We start from the raw sequence: 22,740 nt of genomic DNA, 5'->3' as shown, positions 1-22,740 counted from the left end.
CCGTGCGTGGGTGTTAACCCGATCCTTCCAGAATGACTGACACCGGCGCTGTCACTGCGCAATTGGTCCGATGTCCTTAATTCATCAAGTCATCAAGTCACTCAGTCAGCGCTAACCACGCGCACCCTGAACGGAGCCGTTCTCAATGTTGAAAATTGTCCGATTAGCTTTGTCTCGGCCCTATACGTTCATCGTGCTGGCGATGCTGATCGTGTTGATCGGTCCACTCGCGGCACTCCGTACGCCGACGGACATCTTTCCCGATATCCGCATTCCCGTCATCAGTGTCATCTGGAACTATGCAGGGCTTCAACCAGACGACATGTCTGGCCGGATTGTCACGTACTACGAACGCACGCTCGGCACGACCGTCAACGACGTCCAGCATATTGAGTCGCAGTCGTTCCGCGGTTACGGCATCGTCAAGATATTCTTCCAGCCGACTGTCGACATCCGGACGGCGACTGCTCAAGTCACTTCCGTCTCGCAGACGGTGCTCAAGCAGATGCCGCCGGGCATTACCCCACCTCAGATCCTGAACTACAACGCGTCAACGGTTCCGGTCCTGCAGATAGCCCTCACCAGCAACACGATCGACGAGCAGAAGCTTGCCGACTACGCGACCAACTTCATTCGTCCGGCGTTGGTGAGCGTGCCTGGCGTGGCGATCCCGACACCGTACGGCGGCAAGACGCGCGAAGTACAGATCGACCTGGATCCCCACGCGTTGCAGGCGGATCGGCTATCCGCTACAGACGTAGCGACCGCGTTGGCGCAGCAGAACCAGATCGTGCCGGCGGGGACCGAGAAGATCGGCGACTTCGAATACAACATCAAGCTGAACAACAGCCCGCTTGCACTCGACGAACTGAACAACTTGCCCGTCAAGACGATCAATGGTGCAACCATCTATATCCGCGATATAGCACACGTTCGCGACGGCAATCCGCCGCAGAGCAATATCGTGCGTCTCGACGGCCACCGCGCTGTGCTGATGAGCATTCTGAAAAACGGTTCGGCCTCCACGCTCGACATCATCGCGGGCGTGAAGGCGAAGCTGCCGCTGATTCGCGAGACCCTGCCGCCCGGCCTCAAGCTCGTGACCCTGGGTGACCAGTCCGTATTCGTGAAGGGCGCAGTAAGCGGCGTGGCGCGCGAAGGCATCATTGCCGCCGCCCTGACCTCGCTCATGATCCTATTGTTCCTGGGAAGCTGGCGCTCCACGCTGATCATTGCGTCGTCCATCCCGCTTGCCGTGCTGGCCGCCATCGCAGCGCTTTCGGCGATGGGCGAGACGCTCAACGTCATGACGCTCGGAGGACTCGCGCTTGCGGTGGGTATTCTCGTCGACGATGCGACCGTCACCATCGAAAATATCAACTGGCATCTGGAACAGGGCAAATCCGTCAGGGACGCCATCCTGGACGGCGCCGCGCAGATCGTGACGCCCGCGCTGGTCTCGCTCCTGTGCATTTGCATTGTGTTCGTGCCCATGCTGCTGCTCGACGGCATTGCACGTTTCCTGTTCGTGCCCATGGCCGAGGCCGTGATCTTCGCAATGATCGCCTCGTTCGTGCTTTCACGAACCTTCGTGCCGATGATGGCGCAATACCTGCTGCGGCCGCACGCGTCAGGCGGTCACGCGTCAGGTGAGCTTGCCGCGAGCATGGACCCGCACGGCATGATGCATCACGCACCTTCGAAAAATCCGTTGGTCCGGTTCCAGCGTGGCTTTGAGCAGCTGTTCGGGCGCTTTCGCGGCATGTACCGCATTCTGCTAGGGATGGCGCTCAGCAGCCGCAAGCGCTTCATCATCGGCTTCCTGGCGGTGGTTGCGGCCTCCTTTTTGTTGTCACCCTATCTTGGACGCAACTTCTTTCCGAACATCGACTCGGGTGAAATCGCGTTGCATGTGCGGGGTCCGGTCGGCTTGCGGATCGAGCAGACCGCGGACCTCTTCGATCATGTCGAGAGCACCGTTCGCCGGACTATTCCGCCGAACCAGTTGCGTGCTGTGATCGACAACATCGGCTTGCCCAACAGCGGCATCAACATAACCTATAACAACAGCGGCACGATGGGACCTTCGGACGGCGACATCCTCATCTCGCTCGGCGAGGACCACGCGCCAACGGCCGAGTACGTCAAGAAATTGCGCAGGCTGTTGCCGCGTGCCTATCCGGGCGTGACCTTCTCGTTCCTGCCCGCCGACATCATTTCGCAAATTCTTAACTTCGGTTCACCCGCCCCGATCGATATTCAGGTCGCCGGTCCGAACCAGGTGGGCAACTATGCGTATGCGCAGCAACTGTTGCGCAAGGTACAACTGATTCCAGGGATTGCCGACACACGTATTCAACAGGCGACGACCTACCCGCAATTTTCTGTTTCGGTTGACCGGACCCGTGCCAACGAACTGGGCATTACCGAGGGGGACGTGACCAACTCGGTAGTGGCCAATCTCTCCGGCACGAGCCAGGTTGCCCCGACCTATTGGCTCAACCCGCGCAACGGCGTGTCGTACGCGGTCGTCGCGCAAACACCGCAATATCGCATGACCTCGCTCAATGATCTTGGCAACCTGATGGTCACCGGCAAGACCGGCGAAGCGCAGATTCTCGGGGGCATTGCGACGATCAAGCGCGGCGTGGGTAACGCAGTCGTCTCGCACTACAACATCGAACCTCTGTTCGATATCTATGCGACCACGCAGGGCCGCGATCTTGGCGCCGTGGCCGCACAGATCAACACGATCGTGCACCAGAGCACCAAGGACGTGCCCAAGGGCTCTCAAGTGACGGTGCGGGGTCAGGTTCAGACCATGAATAGCGCGTTCATGGGACTGGGCCTCGGGCTGATCGCGGCAATCGCGCTGATCTACTTGCTGATCGTGGTGAACTTCCATTCGTGGAGCGACGCGTTCGTGATCGTGACCGCCTTGCCTGCAGCGCTCGCGGGCATCGTGTGGATGCTGTTCATTACGCACACGCCACTATCCGTCCCGGCGCTGACGGGCGCGATCCTCTGCATGGGGGTGGCTACGGCGAACTCCATTTTGGTCGTCACCTTCGCCCGCGAACGGCTGGCCATTACCGGCAACGCACTGGTAGCCGCAATGGAAGCAGGGTTCACGCGATTCCGCCCGGTGCTGATGACCGCGTTGGCCATGATCATCGGCATGTTGCCGATGGCGCTGGGTCTCGGCGACGGCGGCGAACAGAACGCACCGCTCGGCCGTGCGGTGATCGGCGGCCTGATGTGCGCCACCATCGCCACGCTACTGTTCGTACCTGTCGTGTTCAGCCTGGTGCATCGCAACGACCAGGCTCAAGAGGATCACAAACTTTCCGGATCGGGAGAATCGCATGTCCACTGAAATTGAAATCAATTCCCCTAAGCGCCTGCGTCATCTGAAGCTGGTCAGCGTGATCATTGCGTTGATTGCCGCGGGGGTCGTGACCAACGGCATCATCAGCCGCTCGCGTGCCGAGCGTGAGCTGACGACCTGGACCGACGCGCAAGCGGTGCCGACAGTGGCGACCGTCACGCCCCAGTTGCCCGCGGCCGAACAGTCGCTGGAACTGCCGGGGCAGCTCGCCGCCTTCGTCAATGCGCCTATCTATGCCCGCGTGTCGGGCTACCTGCAAACGTGGTACGCCGACATCGGCACGCACGTGAAGGCGGGCCAGTTGCTCGGCCTGGTCGATACGCCCGATCTCGATCAGCAACTGCAGCAGGCACGTGCCGACCTCGCCAATACGGTGGCGAACGAAAACCTCGCGGCGACCACCGCACGACGCTGGACGCAGATGCTGAAGCAGGACTCGGTCTCGCAACAGGACGCCGATGAAAAGACCAGTGACCTGATTGCGAAGCAGGCCACGGTCGATGCCAGCCGCGCCAACGTTGCGCGCCTTGAAGCGCTTGAATCGTTCAAGCGCATCACGGCGCCTTTCGACGGTATCGTCACCGCGCGCAAAACCGATATCGGCGCGTTAATCAACGCGGGCGGCGGCACCGGGCCCGAGTTGTTCGCCGTGTCCGACGCGCGCCGCCTCCGTCTCTATGTGAACGTGCCGCAAAGCGACGCGGCAGCGATCAAGCAGGGACTCACCGCCAAGCTGACTGTGCCTGAACGCCCGGGCATGACCTTCGACGCGAAACTCGTCGACACGGACGACGCCATCACGCCCGCCTCCGGCACGTTGCTGGTGCAGTTGTCGGTGGACAATTCATCGGGCTTGCTGCTGCCGGGGGAATACACGCAGGTGCACTTCGCGCTGCCCAACAGCAGCAGCGCGTTGCTCGTGCCGGCGAGCACGCTGATCTTCCGCACCGACAACATGCAGGTTGCGGTCATCGATCCAAACAACCACGTGCATTTGAAAGACGTGAAGATTGCGACCGACCTCGGCACTCATGTCCTGATTGCGTCGGGATTGTCAGCGAGCGACCGGATCATCGACAACCCGCCGGACTCGCTTGCCGAAGGCGAACTCGTGCGCAGCGCCACGACGGCCGTGGCCACCGCGGCGACCGGCCAGCCGGAGCATGAGCATGGTTAAGCGCCGTCTCCTGGTAGCGGCAGCGTGCGCTGTCGCGCTGAACGCGTGTTCGTTCGCGCCCACCTACAAGGTGCCCGTCACGGCGATTCCCACCACCTTCAAGGAAGCCGGTCCGTGGCAACCGGCAAAACCCGCTGACCGCATCCCGCGTGATGGCTGGTGGACCATGTATCGTGATCCGGTGTTGAGCGGGCTCGAAGCGAAGGTCGCCACGGCCAATCCGAATGTGGCAGCAGCGGTTGCCCGGCATGACGAAGCCAACGCTTATCTTCAGGAAGCGCGTTCAGGGCTTTTTCCCACGATCGGCGCTGAAGCCGATGTTTCGCGGCAACGGCAGTCGGATAACCGACCGTTGCGTGGCACGGATCAGCCGTCGACTTACAACTCGGCGACAGCCGATGTTGGTATAGGTTATGACCTTGATTTGTGGGGCAAGGTTCGCAATCAGGTCAGCGCCGGCCGCTCACAAGAAGAAGCTAGCGCCGACGATCTGGAATCGCTGCGTCTGAGCCTTCAGGCAAGCCTCGCGTCGACCTATTTCGAATTGCGTGGCCTTGACCAGCGCGCCAAGCTACTCAACGACACCATCGACACATACAAACGTGCACTGAAGCTGACCGTCAGCCGTCACGACGGTGGCCTGGCCTCCGGCATGGATGTATCGCGGGCGCAGACCCAACTCGCTTCCGCCCGTGCAGCCGCCGACGATACGCAGGCGAGCCGCGCGCTGCTCGAACATGCAATCGCGACGCTCACCGGAACGCCGGCTTCATCGTTCTCATTGCCGCCGGACGTTGCGTTCAACTATCTGCCCCACGTGCCCCTCGGGATGCCTTCAACACTCTTGCAACGCAGGCCCGATGTTGCGGCAGCGGAGCGGCGCGTGGCTGCGGCGAACGCAAATATCGGCGTGGCGAAGGCCGCGTTCTACCCCGACATTTCACTCGGCCTGGATGGCGGATATCAAAGCGATACCTTCTCGCCCTGGCTCGCGGCGCCCAACGAAATATGGTCGGTGGGACCGCAGTTGCTGTTCACGATCTTCGATGGCGGCAAGCGCAGCGCGGCCGTGGCGAACTCGCGGGCGGAACTCGCCGAGAACGGCGCAAAGTACCGGCAGACCGTGCTCGTGGCGTTCCAGCAGGTCGAGGACGGTCTCGCGCTGCTGCATCATCTCGGCGATGAGTCGGTCAACGAGGATCAGGCGCTGAGCGCCGCGCAGCAGACGCTCGCGCTGGCGACGTCGCAGTATCGGGACGGCGTGGTGAGCTATCTGGACGTGGTGACGGCCCAGACGACTGAACTGACCGCGCAAATTTCGTCGCTGGACCTGCGTACGCGGCAGCTGACGGCTTCGGTGTCATTGATCCGGTCGTTGGGAGGTGGATGGACCGGGAAGGCCGCCTGACGCTTGTTTCGGCCGCGGAAGTGAAAACGCCGCCGGGGTGCATTTCATGGCCCCGGCGGCGTATTTACATCCTGCCCTGCAAGGGCAGGATCAGAAGCGCAGGCGAACGCCCGCGGCCACCACCGCCTGCTTGCCGTTCGACGAAGCGGCCAGGTTGTAGATCGACGCATTGCCCAGTGCATTCACGCCTGTTGCGCCGGTCGCATGCTGGTAGACGCCTTCGAGGTAGACGTCGGTACGGCGGCTCAGCGCGTAGTCGGCTTGCAGCATGAACGCGTTCCACTTCGGCGAGAGGCTCGACGTGGCGGTGTCGAACTTGCCGTCGGTGAACGTGTACGAACCGCCCAGGGTCAATGCCGGCGTCAGCGCGTAGCGAGCGTTCAGCTCGTAGTTGTTGAACGTGAGCTTGTTGCCGGAAAGCGCCGTGTAAGCACCGCCCTGCGAGATCTCGCTCGGGTCGTCGAGTGTCGTACGCGTGAACACGGCGCCAATGGTCGCTGCGCCTATAACGTAACGCGCTCCAGCGCCCATGATGCGCTGGCGGCCGCCGACCAGCGTTGCGTCGCCGTCACCGCTCGAGAGCGCGCCACCCGTGTTGGCGGGCGGTGTGACACCGCCCGGATTGTTAGCCTGGAAGTACGCTGCAGCCAGGCTCAAAGGACCGTTGTTATACGACGCACCCGCCGTATAGGCGTTGTTATTGCTGAAGCCATTCGATGAATTGCTGAACGCGTACGCACCGCCGAACACGAGGCCGCCATAGTTCACGCTGCGAAACTTCACCGCATTGTTCATGCGGAAGTCGTTGTTCAGGTTGTCGTTGTCGAACGGGTGATCGGCTATGTTGCCGCCGAAGCCCGAACCGGTTGCTGACAACGGCGCAACGAAATCCACCATGGAGTCGTATTGGCGCCCGAGCGTAACGGTTCCATAGGCGGAGCTTGAAATACCGACCCATGCCTGACGGCCGAACTCGTCGCCGCCGTTCGAGAACTTGCCGTTGTCGATGTTGAAACCGTTCTCGAGGTCGAACACGGCCGCCAGACCACCGCCGAGATCCTCCGTGCCTTTCAGGCCCCATCGATCCGTACTCACGTTGCCGCTTTGCAGGCCCCACGCGGCATGGCCGCCCGTTGCGGCTTTCTGGTTGGAAATATAGTCGATACCCGTATCAAGTGTGCCGTACAGGGTAACGCTGCTTTGTGCGTTCGCGGCTTGAGAGACCGCGGCCGCGATCAGGCTCAAGGAGGCGATCAACGCTTTATTCATGTGTGCAATTCCAGGATGATGCGGCTGCTGTTCCGCTCCCCGGCATGGCGGAGACAGGATGGCGAAGTGCAGCCGCCCGACTCGCCATGCGGACCGGGGCAAATTTAGGCGGCGGGCATGATGTGGACGTGTCCGAATTGCGCTAATTCATGAAGAATAATTTATAAAGCAGACATCAAATATTTAACTTAGTTATCCGATGTTGTTTGTCCGGTTTCCTTTCACGTTTCATGAACTGCGCTACATGAACAACTCTTCACGTTTGAGCGTCTTTCCCGACAGGGCCGACTCGTTAATCTGTATTCACCGGACAACGATCACCCATCTGCATCGAAGCCCGGTCACTCCTTAAACGGACTTTTAGGAAAGCACCATGAAGACCATGATGATCACCCTCGCTTTTGCCGGCCTGGCCGCGACGGGCTCAGCCTTTGCCCAGAGCTCGGCGCCGGCTCAGGCACCCGCCCCCACCACCCTTGCTCAAACAGGTCAATGGGTGCCCCCCGATGGCCAAAGCATTGCGCCTAAAACACGTGCCGAGGTTTATCAGGACCTCGTGAAGTCTGAGCAGGATGGCCAACTCGATTACCTGAACCGCACGTTGTACTGGCATCACTAAGCATGGTGCGCCGAGTGCCGCTTGTCGTGACGGCGGCGCACATCCTGATTCGCCGCAATGCGAACCTTCAAACCATGGATTCGAGTGACAGGCGCTTTCGCCAAGGTGATGCCATGAGCCGCTTAAGACGCATACTCTCCGCCTTGCGATTACCGCTGTGCGCGCTGGCGTTGGGCCTTTCGCTGGCCGGTTGCGCGTCGATGCAAGGCGCGTCGACCGATCCCAACGCTTGTGTGGGTCCGGTGGATTACTGCCAGCCCTTCTTCGGTTCCTGATCTAGCCCGATGCATGCGTAACGTGAGCGCGGGGTCCCTGCACGGGAGCATCGCGCTTACACATTTCCAGCGTTCGATCGGGGAACGGAAAACGCGGGAACAGGCGGCAACTGCGTCGTGCTGATCTGATAACCGAAGCGGCTGACGGTTTCAAGACGCGCGCCGAAGGTATGCAACTCAAGCTTGCGGCGCAGCCTTGAGACAACCAGATTCACGCTCGACGGGTCCACGACGTCCTTGTCAGGCCACGCATACCGAATCAAATGGTCGCGCGCGACGGGGGCATCGGGCTGACGCAGCAGCGACTCAACCAACAGAAACTCGCGCTTGGTCAGGGGGAAGCGCTTGTCTCCCTCCACCAGCTCCCGCGTAAGCGGATCCAGCCTCAGCGAAAGGTCGAGCGTAGAGTCGCCCAAGCCCTGCAGCGACGATCGATACAACGCCAGCATGCGCTCCTGCATTTCGATAAACGAATACGGCTGCACGAAGCATGCGTCCGCACCTGCGCGCAGCATGCGCGCTCGCTCTACAGGCGTCGCGCGTCCAAGGACGACCATGATTGCGGGCGAACCCGGCAGACGTGCGAACCCGGACAACAGCGTAGCCACGTTGCAGATGGATTCAGTATCGACGGCGACGATCAACACCGCGTCGAAGGTGTCGTGCGACGCGAGATGGAGCCCGTCGCGCAGATCGTCGGTCATTTGCAGGCTATGCGCGCTTTCGCGTAAAGCCTTATGCAGATAAGCGCCTTCAGTGCAGACGGTGGAAATGAGCAGAACTCGCATAGGGGTGGCTCTTACTCGGTTAATCGGTTTATCGGTTTATCGGATAGTCTGGCAATCTGGCAATCTGGGAAAGCCGACAATCAGCACGCCTCTCACTCGAGCGCGTGGGGCCAGCATTCAACCGTCATCGTCGTACCGAAGGTGGGACCGGTACCATTGGCGCCCACACGAAGCGCGAAATCGTGCAACCGCATCACGGCCGACACAATGCCGAGACCGAGTCCGGAGCCCGCCAGATGACGCGTCTGATCGGCTCTGTAGAAACGCTGCAGCACCGCCTCCCGCTCGCGCTCAGGAATACCTGGACCGTTGTCCGAAATGACCAGTAGAGCGCCCTGCGGATGATCCGTCAGTTCAATACGCACGGCCCCGTTGTCCGGCGCGAACTTGATCGCGTTATCGAGCAAGTTGCTGAATGCTTCGAATAGCAACGCGCGATCGCCATGCATCGCAGGAACCTGTTCGACCGCCACCGCCCAGCTAATTCCCCGGTCCTCGGCGAGCGGTTCATACAGGTCGCTCAATTCATGGACCAGCGTAGTGAGATCCACGGACGAGAACCCGCCACGCCGCTTCAAGGCGCCGATCTCCGAAATGCGGAGCATCGCACCGAAGCGCTCAAGCAGCATATCGGCTTCGACTCGCGCACGGTCGAGCATTTGCGCGACGCCATCATCCTGGATCACGTGCATGCGTTCGGCCACATTGGCAAGCAAGGTACGGATATGCGCGGCCGGGGTACGCAAGTCATGGGCTATTCCGTCGCATGCGCTCTTGACCTCCGTCATCAGCCGTTCGATTTCCTCGAGCATGTGATTCACCAGATGCGCGAGCATATCCAGTTCGTCTCGCCCACCGATCGGCAAACGCCGGTTCAGGTCTCCCTGCGCGATCCGTAAAGTCACCTGGCGAATATCGCGCACACGCCGCATCTGCCGCAGGTTGAGCAACAAGCCACTGGCTATGCTCACAATCAAGCAGAGCAAGCCCCCGCCAACCAACGCGTTGATCATCGTCTCGCGAACAGCCAGCACGTGCGTGAGATCGCGGGCCACCACGATCTGTTCGCCGCTGTGCCGACGCATGCCCATGGCCCGGACGACGGGCGACTTCGCCTGGTTGGCGACAATCAGGCTGTCGTTGAGCGTATGACCTTGACGATCCAGCGGCAGGTCCGCTGGCAACACGCGGATATCACCGGCGAGATGGGTGCCGTCGGCGGCAAACAGCCCGAAGTAATTGGTATTCAGGTGTTCGCCTTCCGTGCGCCGGTAGATGGTCGCCGGAAGCGCCTGGTCCTCGATGGACCCGAAGTAGAAGATCTGCCAATGCAACACGGAGTCCGCATCGAACTCCATGCGCGTAGTTGCGGACCAGCCGATGAACCCGATCAGCACCATGACCGACAGTGCGAAGATGACGGCGTAGACCGAAAGCCATCTGAACGTCGTGTTATGCCAGCGGCGCCCCATTTCTACAGGATGCGTTCGATTCGTCGAGTCAGCCAAGGTGTGCTTATAGGAGATGGATCACGTCAGGATGTAGCCCGAACCACGCACGGTCTGAATCGTTGCTTTGGCACCGGCAGGGTCGATCTTCTTGCGCAAGCGCCCCATGTGAACGTCGATCAGATTGGTGCCGGGATCGAAGTGATACCCCCACACCGCTTCGAACAGCATGGTGCGCGTGATGGTTTGACCGGCATGCCGCATCATGAACTCCAGGATGCGATACTCGGTTGGCAGCAGCGCCACTTCAGCGCCGTCGCGTGTCACCTTGCGCGAGATCAGATCGATGAGGAGCGGTCCCGCGTTCAGCGTTGTTTCATTGCGTGCAGGAGTTTCGCGCCGGCGCCGCAGCAGTACTTCGAGACGTGCGGTGAGTTCGTCTGAATTAAACGGCTTGGTCAGGTAATCGTCACCGCCCGCGCGCAGGCCGCGGATACGCTCATCTACGTCGCCAAGCGCGCTTAGCATCAACACCGGCGCCTGTATGCCAACCGTTCGCAAAGTGGTGAGGATAGTCAGGCCGTCGAGTCCCGGGAGCATGCGGTCGAGCATGATCACGTCATACTCGCCGCTCATCGCACGGGCGAGACCGTCGGGTCCGTTGTCCACCCAGTCCACCTCGAACCCGCATTTTTCAAGCTCTGTCACGATCTCATTCGCTGCTAGCGGATCGTCCTCTACCGTAAGCACTCGTGTCGTCATTGTTCCCAATCCCAAGTCGGCACCGGAGAAAAACCGGGTGCCGTCTGCACTACCAGAGGGTAAATGATGCCACAACCGACTCGATGAGATCGGCGAATGGAATTGACGGACAGGCATCAGAAAGCTGCCTGACGTTTAGTGGCCACCGCGATAAACCACCGTATCGAGGTAATTAAGCTGACCGTCTTTTTCAGCGTGAACAAGCGAGCGCTCAACCTGCGCGCGGGTGAGCGTCGAGACCGGCGGTTTCCACGATTGGTCTTGAGCGGGCTTCGCCGGTGACTGAGCAAATGCCGAAGAACACATTGCGCATGAGAGAAGGCTGGCTGCGAAAAAAAGTTTTTTCATGTCGCTGCTCCTGGGGAACCTGGTGAATTAAGCCTCGCAATCGGCCAATGGCGTTGCGATGGTGCTAAGACTACGCGGGGACCCTTAACGGTCCGTCATCCGCTTCATGAAAAGATATTTACACAAACGCGCCTAGGGCAAAGCCTCTACGCCAACATCGAAACTTTCGTGAACCATTGCTTGGCACGACATGTCGAATTGCCGCCTTGCTTCGTTCAGGGCGACGGCTGTCCAGAGGCAACGCTCAGGACTTAGTTCGCGGAGGGACTGGCCGGATCCCCTGCGACCTGCGCCGGCGTGCAGTCATGACGGAACTCCTGATGCAGCTTGGCTTCGGCGTCTTGCAGATCGTCCGGATATTCGTTGTCGTCGGAGGTCGGTTGATACCCGACCGCTTCCAGCTCGCTTAATTCCTGCATCAGTTGTTTATGCGTGACGGTATGCTTGAGCGGCGTGAATGGGTAGTCGTGACACTCGGCCTGCGTGAGACTTGGGGCGGCCAACGCGGATGCGCTGGTAAGGGCGAGTGAAAACGTAATCAATGCAGCGGAAAGGCGTTTCATGGGTGTTCTCCATAAAGATATTGGGCTTGGGTAGTCGCCTGCGCCTGGCTGGTTTTGTTTAGCGGCGAGTGACGAGATTCAGGATAGCGAACTGATTGCAACGGAAAATCCGCTGTAACATGAAGAGTAATTTAAGGTTCGCCAAGACAAGCGCAGAGGCTCCGACGCAAGGTCGGGCCGTATATCAATGTCGCCCGCTGAACGAACCGGCATGAGCGCACGCTATAGAGCACTTTGTTCAGAAGCACAGGGTTTGCGAATGATGGCGTGGAGTTGACACGTCGCTTGCGCAGAGGCTCGTTTCGCTTACAAACCCCATTTCACACGTCACGCTGCCCTGCCTGTTTGGGGAGGCAGCGCTTTCACGCTGCCCTTTTTGCGGTGCGTATGCGGCCTCCGAAGCGCTCGAGCAAGGTCCCAATACATCAATTCAAATTGTTTGGAAGCCAGCTGTATCGGATTCACGACACGCATCGTTCTCGCCCCTCCCTGCCCGATGCTTCACGCGCTACACCGTTGCTTCGCCAGCAAGCCGCAACGCTCTTTAGCGGGCATTCTTCCGGCGCCTGAAAGTCTGACTTTCAGTTGGTCGCCCCAGCTATGAATAACGGCTCATTAACCTTCGTGGGCGCTTTCATGAAGTCTTGATTTCGGCGGCGAGTTCGCGCGGCAGGAACCGACATCAAGCGACACACACGCATTTGAAACTATATACATTGGGATTGGAAAATCATGAAGAAAACCTTGCTAGCCGCTGCGATTCCGGCAATTTTCCTGAGCACCGTCGCGCATGCGCAAAGCAGCGTCACACTCTATGGCCTGATCGACGAAGGGTTTGACTTTACGAGTAATGGTCAAGGCCATCGCGGCTACGAAATGGTCAGTGGCGACACCGTGGGTAGCCGCTGGGGCTTGAAAGGAAGTGAGGACCTGGGCAATGGACTGAAGGGAATCTTCCTTTTGGAGAATGGCTTCAACACGAACAACGGGCAACTGGGTCAAGGCGGTCTTGAGTTTGGACGTCAAGCTTACGTTGGCCTATCGTCAGCTCAGTATGGTACGTTCACGCTGGGCCGTCAGTACGATCCCACTATCGACATGTGGAGCGGGTTCACGGCTGCCGGCAACACCATTGGCGATCTGGCGGCGCATCCGTTCGACAACGATAACTCCGACTGGGATTATCGTATCCAGAACTCGGTCAAGTATGTGTCGCCGACCTATAGCGGCTTTACTGGAGAAGCCATGTACGGCTTCAGCAACCAGGCGGGCGGGTTTGCGACGAACCGCATGTACAGTGCCGCGGGTACCTACAAGATGGGGGGCTTTGCTGCGGCTCTCGCGTACATGAAGACCAATAGCGGCGGAGCCAATGCTTCGGGTGCCGTGTCAAACGATACAACGGTCTTTACGGCTGACTCGCAGCAGAACATTGACGCGGGCGTGTCGTACACGTTCTCGAACAAGGCGATGTTGGCATTCGCCTATTCGCATGTCGATGTCTACAACCCGACTGGCAACTCGTACTTCACGGAGCAGCCGGTGGCAGGAACTCAGAACTCGTGGAAGTTCGACAACTTCGAAGTCAACGGCCAGTACTTCTTCAAGCCTGATTTCTGGATGGCGGCTGCCTACACTTATACGTTCGCTCACATTTCAGCTACGACCGGCCGCTCCATGCCTAAGTACAATCAATTTTCCTTGATGCTTGACTATGACCTCAGCACGCGTACGTCGGTCTATATTCAAGGCGCATATCAACACGTGAATGGCAACACGGGGACGCAATTCGACAATGCCGATATCCCGGGTTCATCGGGGATCTCTTCAACCGGCAATCAGATGATGGCCCGGTTGGCGATGACACACCGGTTCTGATCGTTCGCACCGGAGGGGGCGCCAGTGGTTCTTCCTCGTGTAACCCCTTGCGTAAGATTCACGCAAGGGGCTGGGCGAATCAGTCTGGTCGCTAAGCCCCGAACGCCACGCGCTTCAAACCAAGGTTCTCGCGCAGTGTAGTGCCCTCATACTCCGTTCGAAACAGGCCACGGCGGCGCATTTCAGGAATCACCAACTCAGCGAGATCATCAATTCCTTGCGGCAACGTCGCCGGACAAATATTGAAGCCGTCGGCGGCTCCGCTCTCGAACCAGTGCTGCAAGTCGTCCACCACGCCAGCCGGCGTACCGATCAACACACGGCAGCCATTCCCCGCTGCCAGGGTCTGATAAAGCTGGCGGATACTCAGCTTGTCTTTACGCGCCAGATGCAACAGGTTCTCGGCAATGCTGCGCACCTGATTGCTAATGACCGCAACCTCGGGCACGGGACCGTCGACATCGTAGGCGGACAGGTCGCGGAGATAACCATGCAGCATCGCAAGCCCGCTTGGCGGATCGATCAGCGCCTGAAGCTCGTCCAATTTCGCCTGTGCTTCCTCGCGCTCTGCAGGAAGTACTCGACGTGCACGGCGCCGTCGGCGGGCACAGCAGGATGCCGCCACGCGGCAACGTGGTAGCCAAGGTAGCGCATCGACAAACCCAGCTTGATCTTGCGGTCCTTCAGCATGGCTCGTTAGCTTCGTCGGGAAGCTGTTGCTCGCAGGCGGCCACGGGGAAATTACCTGAAGAATCGTGAGCTTTCGTCGCCGGCCACGTCGCGCGTCGTCCGGCTAATTTAGCGCAAAATTTCACCAGATCCTTATTGTTTGCTTGAAAACAATAATTTTCTGGATGAAACTTCATCACAGTGTAATTATTGATCCACTGTCCCTACAAGGCGATACCGTGTCCGAAGACTCCTTGCCGTTGACGAACGCCCCTGTGCACGAGCAGGACGTGGTCATCGGCGGCCGCTTGCGCGCCATGCGCAAGGCGCAGGACCTGCGTCTGAAGCACGTGGCAGAGCAAGCCGGCCTGTCTGTCAGCATGCTCAGCCAGATCGAGCGCGGTATCAGTTCCCCTTCCATTCGCGTGCTTCGCAACATCTGCCATGCGCTGGGCGTGGATGGCGCCGCCTTGTTCGACGAGCGCAATGCGCCCTCTGCGCAAGATGGTGCAGGCGCAGACTTTGTCGTACGGCTCGCGGACCGCAAGCCGGTGAGCGTCGGCGGCGTCACTAAATATCGGGTGACACCCGCGGGCTGCTCGGTCATGGAAGGGTTCCTCATGGAGATCGGCGCGGGCGCCGTATCCGACGTGAACTTCGTCCTGCAGACCGGCGACAAGATTGGTTACGTCGTGCGCGGCAAGCTGCGCCTGTTCGTCGACGACCAGGAAATGCTGCTGGAAGCCGGGGACATATATGGTTTTCCGTCAGGCCATCGCTACAGATGGGAAAACGGCTGGGAGTCGCCCACCACCATTCTCGTCATCAACAGCAACCACTTCTACGTTTAGGTTTTCGCCTGGGCGCGGCCAGTCTTGTGCGCCTACTTAGCTGTACTGGACACACCGCGCCCCGACCGGCCGGTGCTCACGACACAGGACGCAAAGATGAAACAGGCGATCGGCAGTATCGGCCCGGACGGCATTCCATCATCCACGCAGGCATCCACGCACAAGATTCGTGACGTGGCGGCGGCGAACGTGGGCACGTTTTTCGAGTGGTTCGACCTGCTCGTCTACGCCATGTTCGCGATCACCATCTCGCGCCTGTTTTTCCGCACCGGCAACCCGCAGTCGGCCTTGTTGTACAGCCTGCTGACCTTCGCGAGTGCGTACGTGATACGGCCCGTTGGCGCGGTCGTGCTGGGCATCTACGCCGATAAGCGCGGCCGCCGCGCCGCGCTGACCATCGCTGCATTCCTGATGCTGTGCGGCACCTTCCTGATGGCGGTGATTCCGACGTATCGGGTGATTGGTGCATGGGCGCCCGCCCTGCTCGTGTTCGGACGCCTGCTGCAAGGGTTCTCGGTCGGCGGTGAATTCGGATGTGCGAACTCTTACCTGACCGAGCAAAACCCGCGCACGAAAGCGTTCTTCGCCAGCCTGCAGTTCTCGACCTCGGGCCTGGCGGTGCTGACCGCGTCGCTGTTTGCTTATCTGATCAATCACTATCTTTCGCAGGAGCAGGTCGATTCGTGGGGATGGCGCGCGCCGTTCATCTTCGGCTGCCTGATCGGTCCGGTCGGACTGTATATACGCAGCAAGATCAACGAGACGCGCGAGTTCGAGGAAGTCGCTGACAAACCGCATCGGCCGCTTGCCGAAGTCTTTGCCTCTCACAAGCGTTTCCTGCTCATCGGCGCGGCCGTCGTGGCGGCGGGCAATGTGGCAAGTTTTCTGAACATCTACATGCCGACGTTCGCTATCAATAACCTCGGGATAGCTAAGGATTCCGCATTCATTGCATCCATCTTCAGCGGCCTCGTCAGCACGATCTTTCCGATCTTCGGCGGACTGGCTGCCGACCGATTCGGCACCATCAAGGTCATGCGGATTGCGTTGATCGCCGGCCTGATCATGATCTTTCCCATGTTCTTCGTGCTGACACATACGCCCTCGTTCCAGTCGCTGATCCTGTTTCAATGCGCGATGTCGCTGGTGTTCTACAGCTTCTATTACGCGCCGGTCGGCTCACTCCTGTCGCAGCTCTTTCCAACGTCGTGCCGGACAACCGGCGTGTCGATCGCCTACGTTGCATCTCAGACATTTTTCGGTGGCGTCACACCGCTCGTCGTCGGCTTCCTTGTTGCACAGACGGGCAGCATCATGTCGCCGGCTTATTACGTGATCGTGATCGGCGTGGTCGCGCTAGTGGGCTTATCGGCAAGCCGAAGCCGTGCCCACTGACATCATCGACCGCTTATTTTCAAGGACATGACATGCGTTCGACATTGCCTGCGGAGATCGATGTTGCGATCGTCGGAGGCGGCATTATTGGTATCAGCACTGCGCTCGCGCTGGCACGCAAGGGAGTACGTGTAGCCGTATTCGAAAAGGGTACGGTCGCGGGCGAACAGTCGTCGCGCAACTGGGGATGGATTCGCACGGTCGGGCGTGATCCGAAAGAGTTGCCGTTATCGGCTATAGCGAACGATATGTGGGCCGACATCCAGGCGCGCATCAACGTGGGATATCGGCGCACCGGCCTCGCCTATCTGGCGGAAACGGACAAGGAGATGGCCCGTCATCAAACTTGGCTCGACTCGGCCAAAGGCACGGGCACGGAAGGCAAACTGCTGGGACGCGACGAACTGGCGCGTCTTATTCCCGCCTCGAACCGGCCGTGGATCGGTGCTTTGTACAGTGCGGGCGATGGCGTTGCCGAACCCACGCTCGCCACCGCTGCAATCGCCAGACTGGCGACGGACGCCGGTGCGCTAGTGTTCGAACAGTGCGCGGTTCGCGGGCTGGAGACCAGCGCGGGAAGAACGTCGGCAGTTGTCACCGAGCGTGGTGTGGTGAAGTGTGCGTCCGTAGTGCTGGCAGGTGGTGCTTGGTCACGGCTTTTTTGCGGCAACAATGCCGTTGATTTCCCGCAGTTGAAGGTACATGCGTCAGTGCTGCGGACAGGGCCACTAGAGACTGGCTTGGACATGGCGATCAATGGGTCGGACTTTACATGCCGCAAGCGTGCTGACGGAGGTTATACAGTCTCGCAACTCGGCGCCTCGATAGCTGACCTCACACCAGACAGCATCCGCCTGTGCCGTCAGTTCTTGCCGGCATGGATGGCGGAACGCAAGTACCTGAAGCTTCGCGTAGGCAAGCGTTTTGTAGAAGAACTCAAGATACCGCGCCACTTTCGCCTCGACGCCCCCACACCGTTCGAAGCCTGCCGGACGCTCGATCCGCCGCCGACCATGAAGATGGTCGATGGCGCGCTAGGCAAGTTGAAACATGCGTTCCCAGCGTTCAAGAATGCGACGGTTGCGCAAGCCTGGGCCGGGTTTATCGATGTCACGCCAGATGCCGTGCCGGTCATCTCGGAGGTCGGCAAGATTCCAGGGTTCTTCCTGGTCGCTGGATTTTCGGGGCATGGTTTTGGCATTGGCCCGGCAGCCGGTGCGTTGATGGCGGACCTGGTGACCGGAGACACGCCAAGAGTGGACCCCAGGGCGTTCCGGCTGGACAGATTTAATTCTTGAGACTCGACCGGACAAGCGGTCTGCCGGTACCCCTATCAGAACTCCTGCATGGTCGGACGCAGCACGATCTCGTTGATATCGACATCGCCCGGTTGCTCGATCGCGTAGGCAATCGCGCGGGCCACCGAATCCGCGGGGATCGCTTGCTGATAAAACTGCCCCACCACCTTCGCGCTCTCTTCATGCGAGCTGCCGAGCTTAAGCTCGGAGTCGACCGCGCCTGGCAGGATGATCGTCGTGCGGATCGAAGCGCCGACTTCGTGGCGCAGCCCTTCAGAGATCGCGCGCACGGCAAACTTGGTGCCGCTATAGACCGTGCCACCGGGGCTGAAAACCTTGATGCCCGCTACCGATGAAATGTTGATGAAGTGGCCGCTGTCCTGCTTCTGGAATACCGGTAACGCGGCGGCGATTCCGTACAGCACGCCCTTGATGTTGATGTCGATCATGCGTTCCCACTCGTCGACCTTCATCTCCGACATGGGCGCGATCGCCATGAACCCTGCGTTGTTGATCACTACATCCACGCGTCCGTAAGCGCTCACTGCCTGATCGACCAGCGCCTGGACATCTGCGCGGCGGGTGACATCGGCGGCCATTACCTCGACCTTGCCGCCCGCTTCGCGCAACTCGGCGGCAATGCTCTCGAGCCGGTCCAGACGCCGTGCACCCAATACAAGCGCGGCCCCTTTCGCCGACAAATGACGCGCCGTGGCTTCACCAAGCCCGCTGCTCGCGCCGGTGATCACAACGACCTTGCCTTCGATTCCACTGCTGACGTTATTGCTCATTGTTGACAGGCTCCTGTGTTCCTGAGAGGACGAACGCCCCCTCGACAGAAGACAGTATGAGAATCGCAAGCCGACCATTCAATGGAAATGATACGATTTCATAATTCCATTTTATGGAATCAAAACCGGGAACCCGTCATGCAGAATCGCCTTGAAATGTTGCGTATCTATTGCGCAGCTGTTGAAGCACAGAGCTTTAAGGAAGCGGCTACCCGGCTGGGCACCTCGCCTCAGGCAATCACCCGAGCCGTCCAGGAAGCGGAAGCACTGGTGGGCGAAATCCTCTTCCATCGCAACACCCGGCGCGTGCGCGCGACCGAAGCAGGAGAAGCGTTTGCTCAGCGGGCGCGCGAGCTCGTGCGGCAGATGGATGATCTCTTGAGACCAAAAGACAGCGAGATCGATGCCGAGATTGCTGGGCTGGTCCGGTTGACCACACCCAAGTCCATCGGCGAGCGTTTTCTCATGCCCGCGCTAGTGCGTCTTGCCGAGAAGCATCCCCGCATCACGCTCGACCTGCGTTTATCCGATGCGATCAGCGACCCCATTGCGGAGCAGATCGACATTGGCGTGCGGATCGGCTTCATGCGTGACAGTCGCTTCGTGGTGCGCCCTGCATCGCATGTGGGCTTCTCCGTCATTGCCAGTCCAAAGCTTCTCGCACGCGTGGGCCGTCCCGCGGATCTGGCTGAGCTTGCGCTGCTGCCATCGACGGGATTCATCGACCGGAACACCGGGCGTGTGTGGCCCTGGCAGTTTTCCAACGGGCAGCAAATGACGCCGACAAACCTTGCGTTCCAGACCGACGATGGAGAGTGCGAGTGCCGCGCCGTGGTTGCGGGGCTGGGGTTTGGACAGATCGTGAGTTATCTCGCGTTGCCCTTGCTGCGTGCAGGCAAGGTGATAAGCGTACTGGACGACATTGCGCCGGAGCCGTGGCCGGTCTACGTCTATAGACCGCAGCGAGGACCGGTGCCCGCACGCATACGGCTCGTGTTCGACGCCGTGCTGGCAGCGCTGGAGAAATCGGAGCTGCAGCATGGGCCTTATGTGTCGGGCTGACGTGTCGGGCTAACTTCGCGCTCTGGGCGATTCTCTCAACAGCATGCCAGCTGGCGGTCAATCCGGCACGAGGAAAGACCCGCCACCACGGCCACAACCTACCCGCCCGACGCGTTAAAACGCCTCCCACTCCGCATTCGACGTGCTGCCGCTGGTTGCGGGCTTCGCCGATGCACGCAACACCCGCGCTCCATTCGCGACCTTCTCCCGAGACACCGGACGCGGTTTGACTTGCGTCCTCGGCGGGGCTTTCGCGCTTATGACCGGCGTTGCATATCCCACTGAATGTTCGGTGCCCAGCCGGAACGAAGACACTGCCTGGGTGAGTTTGCGCCCCTGATCCTCGAGCGATTGCGAAGCCGCTGTCGCCTGCTCGACCAGCGCGGCGTTTTGCTGCGTCACTTCATCCATTTGCGTGATTGCGGTGTTGACTTGCTCGATGCCGCGACTTTGCTCGCCCGAAGCCGCAGCGATCTCTCCCATGATGTCGTTCACGCGAGCGACAGCGTTCGTGACTTCCGACATGGTGCGGCCCGCTTCGCTGGCGAGCCCGGAACCGGTCTGGATCTTCTGCACCGACGAAGAGATCAGGTCCTTGATTTCCTTCGCGGCGCTCGAGGAACGTTGGGCGAGGCTGCGCACTTCGCTCGCAACAACTGCAAATCCCCTGCCCTGTTCGCCGGCGCGAGCGGCTTCGACAGCTGCATTCAGCGCGAGGATATTGGTCTGGAACGCGATCCCTTCGATGATCCCGGTGATATCTGCGATCTTCGTGGAGCTCTCGCTGATGTCGGCCATGGTCTCGACAACCTGCCCTACGACGCTGCTGCCCTTCGCCGCCACTTCTGATGCATTTGATGCCAGGGAACTCGCCTGTGCCGCGCTTTCTGCGTTTTGTTTGACCGTCGAGGTCAGCTCTTCCATGCTTGCCGCGGTTTCCTGCAATGACGACGCCTGCTGCTCTGTGCGCGCCGACAAGTCGATGTTGCCCGATGCAATCTCGCTGGAGCCGGTGCAAATACTGTCGGCCGCGATCCTGACGTCGCCGATCAACTTGACCAGGCTGCTTTGCATTGCGCCCATCAACGCGAGTACGCTGCCGGCGGGGGCGAGATCGGCCCCGCGAACCAGACTCAGGTCCCCGCTTGCCACCCGTTGAGTTACTTCGCCAAGCGCGACAGGTTCGGCGCCCAGGGCCTGGGTCAGCCCGCGAATGATCAGCGTGGCCGCGCCAATCGCCATGGCGAGAGCGAGCAGGCAGGTCGCGATAAGCAGCGTGCGCTTGTTTGAATAGTCAAGCGCTGACTGCTCCTCCATTGCCTTCGCGCTCTCGGCGGTGTACTCGGAATAGTCGTTGGTCGCCTTGATCAACTGAGCGAGAAGCGGGCGGCACTGGTCATCGATCATAGTGATGGCTTCGTCGCGCCTGTTGGTAAGCGCCGCGTTGACGATGTTCATCGCAACCGGACCATAGAGACTCTCTACGCGGCTGATTTCGGCCACGAGGCTGCGTGCCTTGTCGGAGGCACTGGTGTCCTTGACCCGTTCGCTCAGTTGACGCAACGCGTTTTGTACGTCCTCGTGGGCTTTGGTCACCTCGGTTTTCTCCGCATCGAGGTCAGCGGGTTTAGTCACCAAGACAAGATCGCGCGCCGCGATTGCGCGCCGATCTACTGACGTGCGCACCGTCTCTGCAAGACGCGCGCGTACTTCTATGCCGGAAACGTAATTGGAGAATTGACTATTCGCGTCGCTAAGCGCCTTGAGTGAAAAGATCGAGATGGCGACAAGCATGAAGATCAACAGACCAAAGCTCCATGAAAGCTTGGTTTTAACGGTCAGCGATCCGAAGTTCATTTGATAATTCCCCTTGATGACAATAATGTGAAACGCTCAAGCAAGCTCGACTCAGGCATTGGTGCATGTAATCGGCCAGACATTGATCTTTGTAGAATGCAGGACGCTGCTCTGCTTTTCTCTGTATGTACTACGGCGGAGGCGGTGCGAACTGGAGAGGGCTTTTGCGAGACAAACGTTTGCTAAAAAAATAAATAGTCGGCAAATAGATTTGTCTTAGGCTTGTCCACCACGAGCAACATGGGCTTCCAAGTTTTGATTGGAACAAGGTGTTTTTCCCGCCCATGGATTCGCGGCTGAAAATGAGGCGCGAATAACATGTGTCCTGTTCTCGTCCACTACGCATTCGTTCGGACGATCATGTGATGGCGGGGTGTATCCATGTCGCGTGTTAAAGACCGCGAGTGAAGAATGGTCTGTCAGGGCGATCGCTAATACGATCGTCCTCAACAACCAAAAAAAAGGCGCCGTGCGAACACGGCGCCTGAAATTCTAGCTCCGAGGGGAGGGCTAGAACTGAGAGCCAGCTTACAACTCAACCTCCCCGGCACATGGGCCGCTGAAGGTTCTACAAACTTGCCGCAACCACCGTTGGCGGCAGCGTGAGCGTCAGTGCATCACACCGAAAAAAGCATGGACGGCGTCGTCTGGCGTCAGGCCGACGTCGAAGTAACCTTGAAGACGGTCCGCAATCGTATCGTCAAGAACGAAAGGTGGGTCGATGAACCGCGCGGCGACCGCCTGGTCGTACCAGACGCTGATCCAGCCTTTAAGCTCATACACATCTTCCTGTCGTTCCAGCCCGGATTTGTTGTCCATGGAATCTCCGTAAAACTCACCAGCGTCGTCAAGCTGCCACCCGGACGCGCTCCATCAAAGCCTTCCCGCACGGCG

Annotated in this window: 21 protein-coding genes; 10 read left to right on the top strand and 11 right to left on the bottom strand. The window is 59.6% G+C overall.

Features of this window, described 5'->3' with window-relative positions; translation table 11 throughout:
- Positions 1 to 145 precede the first annotated feature (145 nt).
- Genes FH08_RS0135075 through FH08_RS0135065 form a run of 3 tightly spaced genes read left to right on the top strand, consistent with a single transcriptional unit; the run spans position 146 to position 5,973 of the window.
- Positions 146 to 3,376 (top strand): efflux RND transporter permease subunit, encoded by a 3,231-nt coding sequence (locus FH08_RS0135075; protein WP_031362809.1) that lies wholly within the window; start codon positions 146 to 148, stop codon positions 3,374 to 3,376.
- Entirely contained in the window at positions 3,366 to 4,565 is a 1,200-nt protein-coding gene (locus tag FH08_RS0135070; RefSeq protein ID WP_031362808.1) for an efflux RND transporter periplasmic adaptor subunit, read from the top strand. Before FH08_RS0135075 ends, FH08_RS0135070 begins: the two co-directional genes overlap by 11 nt.
- Positions 4,558 to 5,973, top strand: a complete 1,416-nt coding sequence (locus FH08_RS0135065) for an efflux transporter outer membrane subunit (RefSeq protein WP_031362807.1) — start codon at positions 4,558 to 4,560, stop codon at positions 5,971 to 5,973. Before FH08_RS0135070 ends, FH08_RS0135065 begins: the two co-directional genes overlap by 8 nt.
- Before the next feature lie 90 nt (positions 5,974 to 6,063).
- Here the strand turns inward: FH08_RS0135065 and FH08_RS0135060 are convergent, their stop codons facing one another.
- Positions 6,064 to 7,242: a porin gene (locus tag FH08_RS0135060; RefSeq protein ID WP_031362806.1), complete on the bottom strand. Its 1,179-nt coding sequence runs from the start codon at positions 7,240 to 7,242 to the stop codon at positions 6,064 to 6,066.
- Between the two features lie 373 nt (positions 7,243 to 7,615).
- Here FH08_RS0135060 and FH08_RS0135055 point away from each other — a divergent pair, with 373 nt between their 5' ends.
- Together FH08_RS0135055 and FH08_RS53055 are read left to right on the top strand one after the other, a co-directional pair.
- Positions 7,616 to 7,861 (top strand): DUF4148 domain-containing protein, encoded by a 246-nt coding sequence (locus FH08_RS0135055; protein ID WP_031362805.1) that lies wholly within the window; start codon positions 7,616 to 7,618, stop codon positions 7,859 to 7,861.
- Positions 7,862 to 7,974: 113 nt separating this feature from the next.
- Positions 7,975 to 8,136, top strand: coding sequence for a hypothetical protein (locus FH08_RS53055; protein ID WP_200878838.1), 162 nt, complete (start codon positions 7,975 to 7,977; stop codon positions 8,134 to 8,136).
- Positions 8,137 to 8,192: 56 nt separating this feature from the next.
- Here FH08_RS53055 and FH08_RS0135045 read toward each other — a convergent pair whose 3' ends face one another.
- The 5 genes from FH08_RS0135045 to FH08_RS0135025 form a co-directional block, all read right to left on the bottom strand.
- Positions 8,193 to 8,924, bottom strand: coding sequence for a response regulator transcription factor (locus FH08_RS0135045; RefSeq protein WP_051888771.1), 732 nt, complete (start codon positions 8,922 to 8,924; stop codon positions 8,193 to 8,195).
- Between the two features lie 92 nt (positions 8,925 to 9,016).
- Positions 9,017 to 10,396, bottom strand: coding sequence for a sensor histidine kinase (locus FH08_RS0135040; RefSeq protein WP_031362802.1), 1,380 nt, complete (start codon positions 10,394 to 10,396; stop codon positions 9,017 to 9,019).
- A gap of 57 nt (positions 10,397 to 10,453) precedes the next feature.
- The gene (locus tag FH08_RS0135035; protein WP_031362801.1) at positions 10,454 to 11,134 is read right to left on the bottom strand and encodes a response regulator transcription factor; all 681 of its coding nucleotides are present in this window, start codon (positions 11,132 to 11,134) and stop codon (positions 10,454 to 10,456) included.
- Between the two features lie 135 nt (positions 11,135 to 11,269).
- Positions 11,270 to 11,482, bottom strand: coding sequence for a DUF4148 domain-containing protein (locus FH08_RS0135030; protein WP_031362800.1), 213 nt, complete (start codon positions 11,480 to 11,482; stop codon positions 11,270 to 11,272).
- A gap of 251 nt (positions 11,483 to 11,733) precedes the next feature.
- Complete coding sequence (locus FH08_RS0135025; RefSeq protein ID WP_051888770.1) at positions 11,734 to 12,045, bottom strand: DUF4148 domain-containing protein; 312 nt, start codon at positions 12,043 to 12,045, stop codon at positions 11,734 to 11,736.
- Positions 12,046 to 12,777: 732 nt separating this feature from the next.
- Here FH08_RS0135025 and FH08_RS0135020 point away from each other — a divergent pair.
- Positions 12,778 to 13,923: a porin gene (locus FH08_RS0135020; RefSeq protein WP_031362798.1), complete on the top strand. Its 1,146-nt coding sequence runs from the start codon at positions 12,778 to 12,780 to the stop codon at positions 13,921 to 13,923.
- Between the two features lie 91 nt (positions 13,924 to 14,014).
- Here the strand turns inward: FH08_RS0135020 and FH08_RS0135015 are convergent, their stop codons facing one another.
- A complete protein-coding gene (locus FH08_RS0135015; protein WP_031362797.1) occupies positions 14,015 to 14,467 on the bottom strand; it encodes a hypothetical protein in 453 nt (150 codons plus the stop codon).
- Complete coding sequence (locus FH08_RS52745; RefSeq protein ID WP_160172537.1) at positions 14,446 to 14,613, bottom strand: hypothetical protein; 168 nt, start codon at positions 14,611 to 14,613, stop codon at positions 14,446 to 14,448. Before FH08_RS52745 ends, FH08_RS0135015 begins: the two co-directional genes overlap by 22 nt.
- A gap of 218 nt (positions 14,614 to 14,831) precedes the next feature.
- Here FH08_RS52745 and FH08_RS0135005 point away from each other — a divergent pair, with 218 nt between their 5' ends.
- From FH08_RS0135005 to FH08_RS0134995, 3 genes are all read left to right on the top strand, one after another.
- The gene (locus tag FH08_RS0135005; protein WP_160172536.1) at positions 14,832 to 15,443 is read left to right on the top strand and encodes a helix-turn-helix domain-containing protein; all 612 of its coding nucleotides are present in this window, start codon (positions 14,832 to 14,834) and stop codon (positions 15,441 to 15,443) included.
- A 96-nt stretch (positions 15,444 to 15,539) separates the two neighbouring features.
- The gene (locus FH08_RS0135000) at positions 15,540 to 16,838 is read left to right on the top strand and encodes an MFS transporter (RefSeq protein WP_051888769.1); all 1,299 of its coding nucleotides are present in this window, start codon (positions 15,540 to 15,542) and stop codon (positions 16,836 to 16,838) included.
- Between the two features lie 32 nt (positions 16,839 to 16,870).
- Entirely contained in the window at positions 16,871 to 18,136 is a 1,266-nt protein-coding gene (locus tag FH08_RS0134995; protein ID WP_031362794.1) for an NAD(P)/FAD-dependent oxidoreductase, read from the top strand.
- A 35-nt stretch (positions 18,137 to 18,171) separates the two neighbouring features.
- On the opposite strand, the gene FH08_RS0134990 is transcribed toward FH08_RS0134995, so the two are convergent.
- A complete protein-coding gene (locus tag FH08_RS0134990; protein WP_031362793.1) occupies positions 18,172 to 18,927 on the bottom strand; it encodes an SDR family oxidoreductase in 756 nt (251 codons plus the stop codon).
- Between the two features lie 138 nt (positions 18,928 to 19,065).
- Between FH08_RS0134990 and FH08_RS0134985 the strand changes: the two genes are divergently transcribed.
- Entirely contained in the window at positions 19,066 to 19,989 is a 924-nt protein-coding gene (locus tag FH08_RS0134985; protein WP_031362792.1) for a LysR family transcriptional regulator, read from the top strand.
- Between the two features lie 114 nt (positions 19,990 to 20,103).
- Here FH08_RS0134985 and FH08_RS0134980 read toward each other — a convergent pair whose 3' ends face one another.
- Together FH08_RS0134980 and FH08_RS0134975 are read right to left on the bottom strand one after the other, a co-directional pair.
- Positions 20,104 to 21,846 (bottom strand): methyl-accepting chemotaxis protein, encoded by a 1,743-nt coding sequence (locus FH08_RS0134980; RefSeq protein ID WP_031362791.1) that lies wholly within the window; start codon positions 21,844 to 21,846, stop codon positions 20,104 to 20,106.
- Between the two features lie 609 nt (positions 21,847 to 22,455).
- Positions 22,456 to 22,665 (bottom strand): hypothetical protein, encoded by a 210-nt coding sequence (locus FH08_RS0134975; RefSeq protein WP_031362790.1) that lies wholly within the window; start codon positions 22,663 to 22,665, stop codon positions 22,456 to 22,458.
- Positions 22,666 to 22,740: the final 75 nt, after the last annotated feature.

Source organism: Caballeronia sordidicola (assembly GCF_000729995.1).
Classification (GTDB): Bacteria; Pseudomonadota; Gammaproteobacteria; order Burkholderiales; family Burkholderiaceae; genus Caballeronia; species Caballeronia sordidicola_A.
This window is presented reverse-complemented; position numbering and strand designations above follow the sequence as displayed.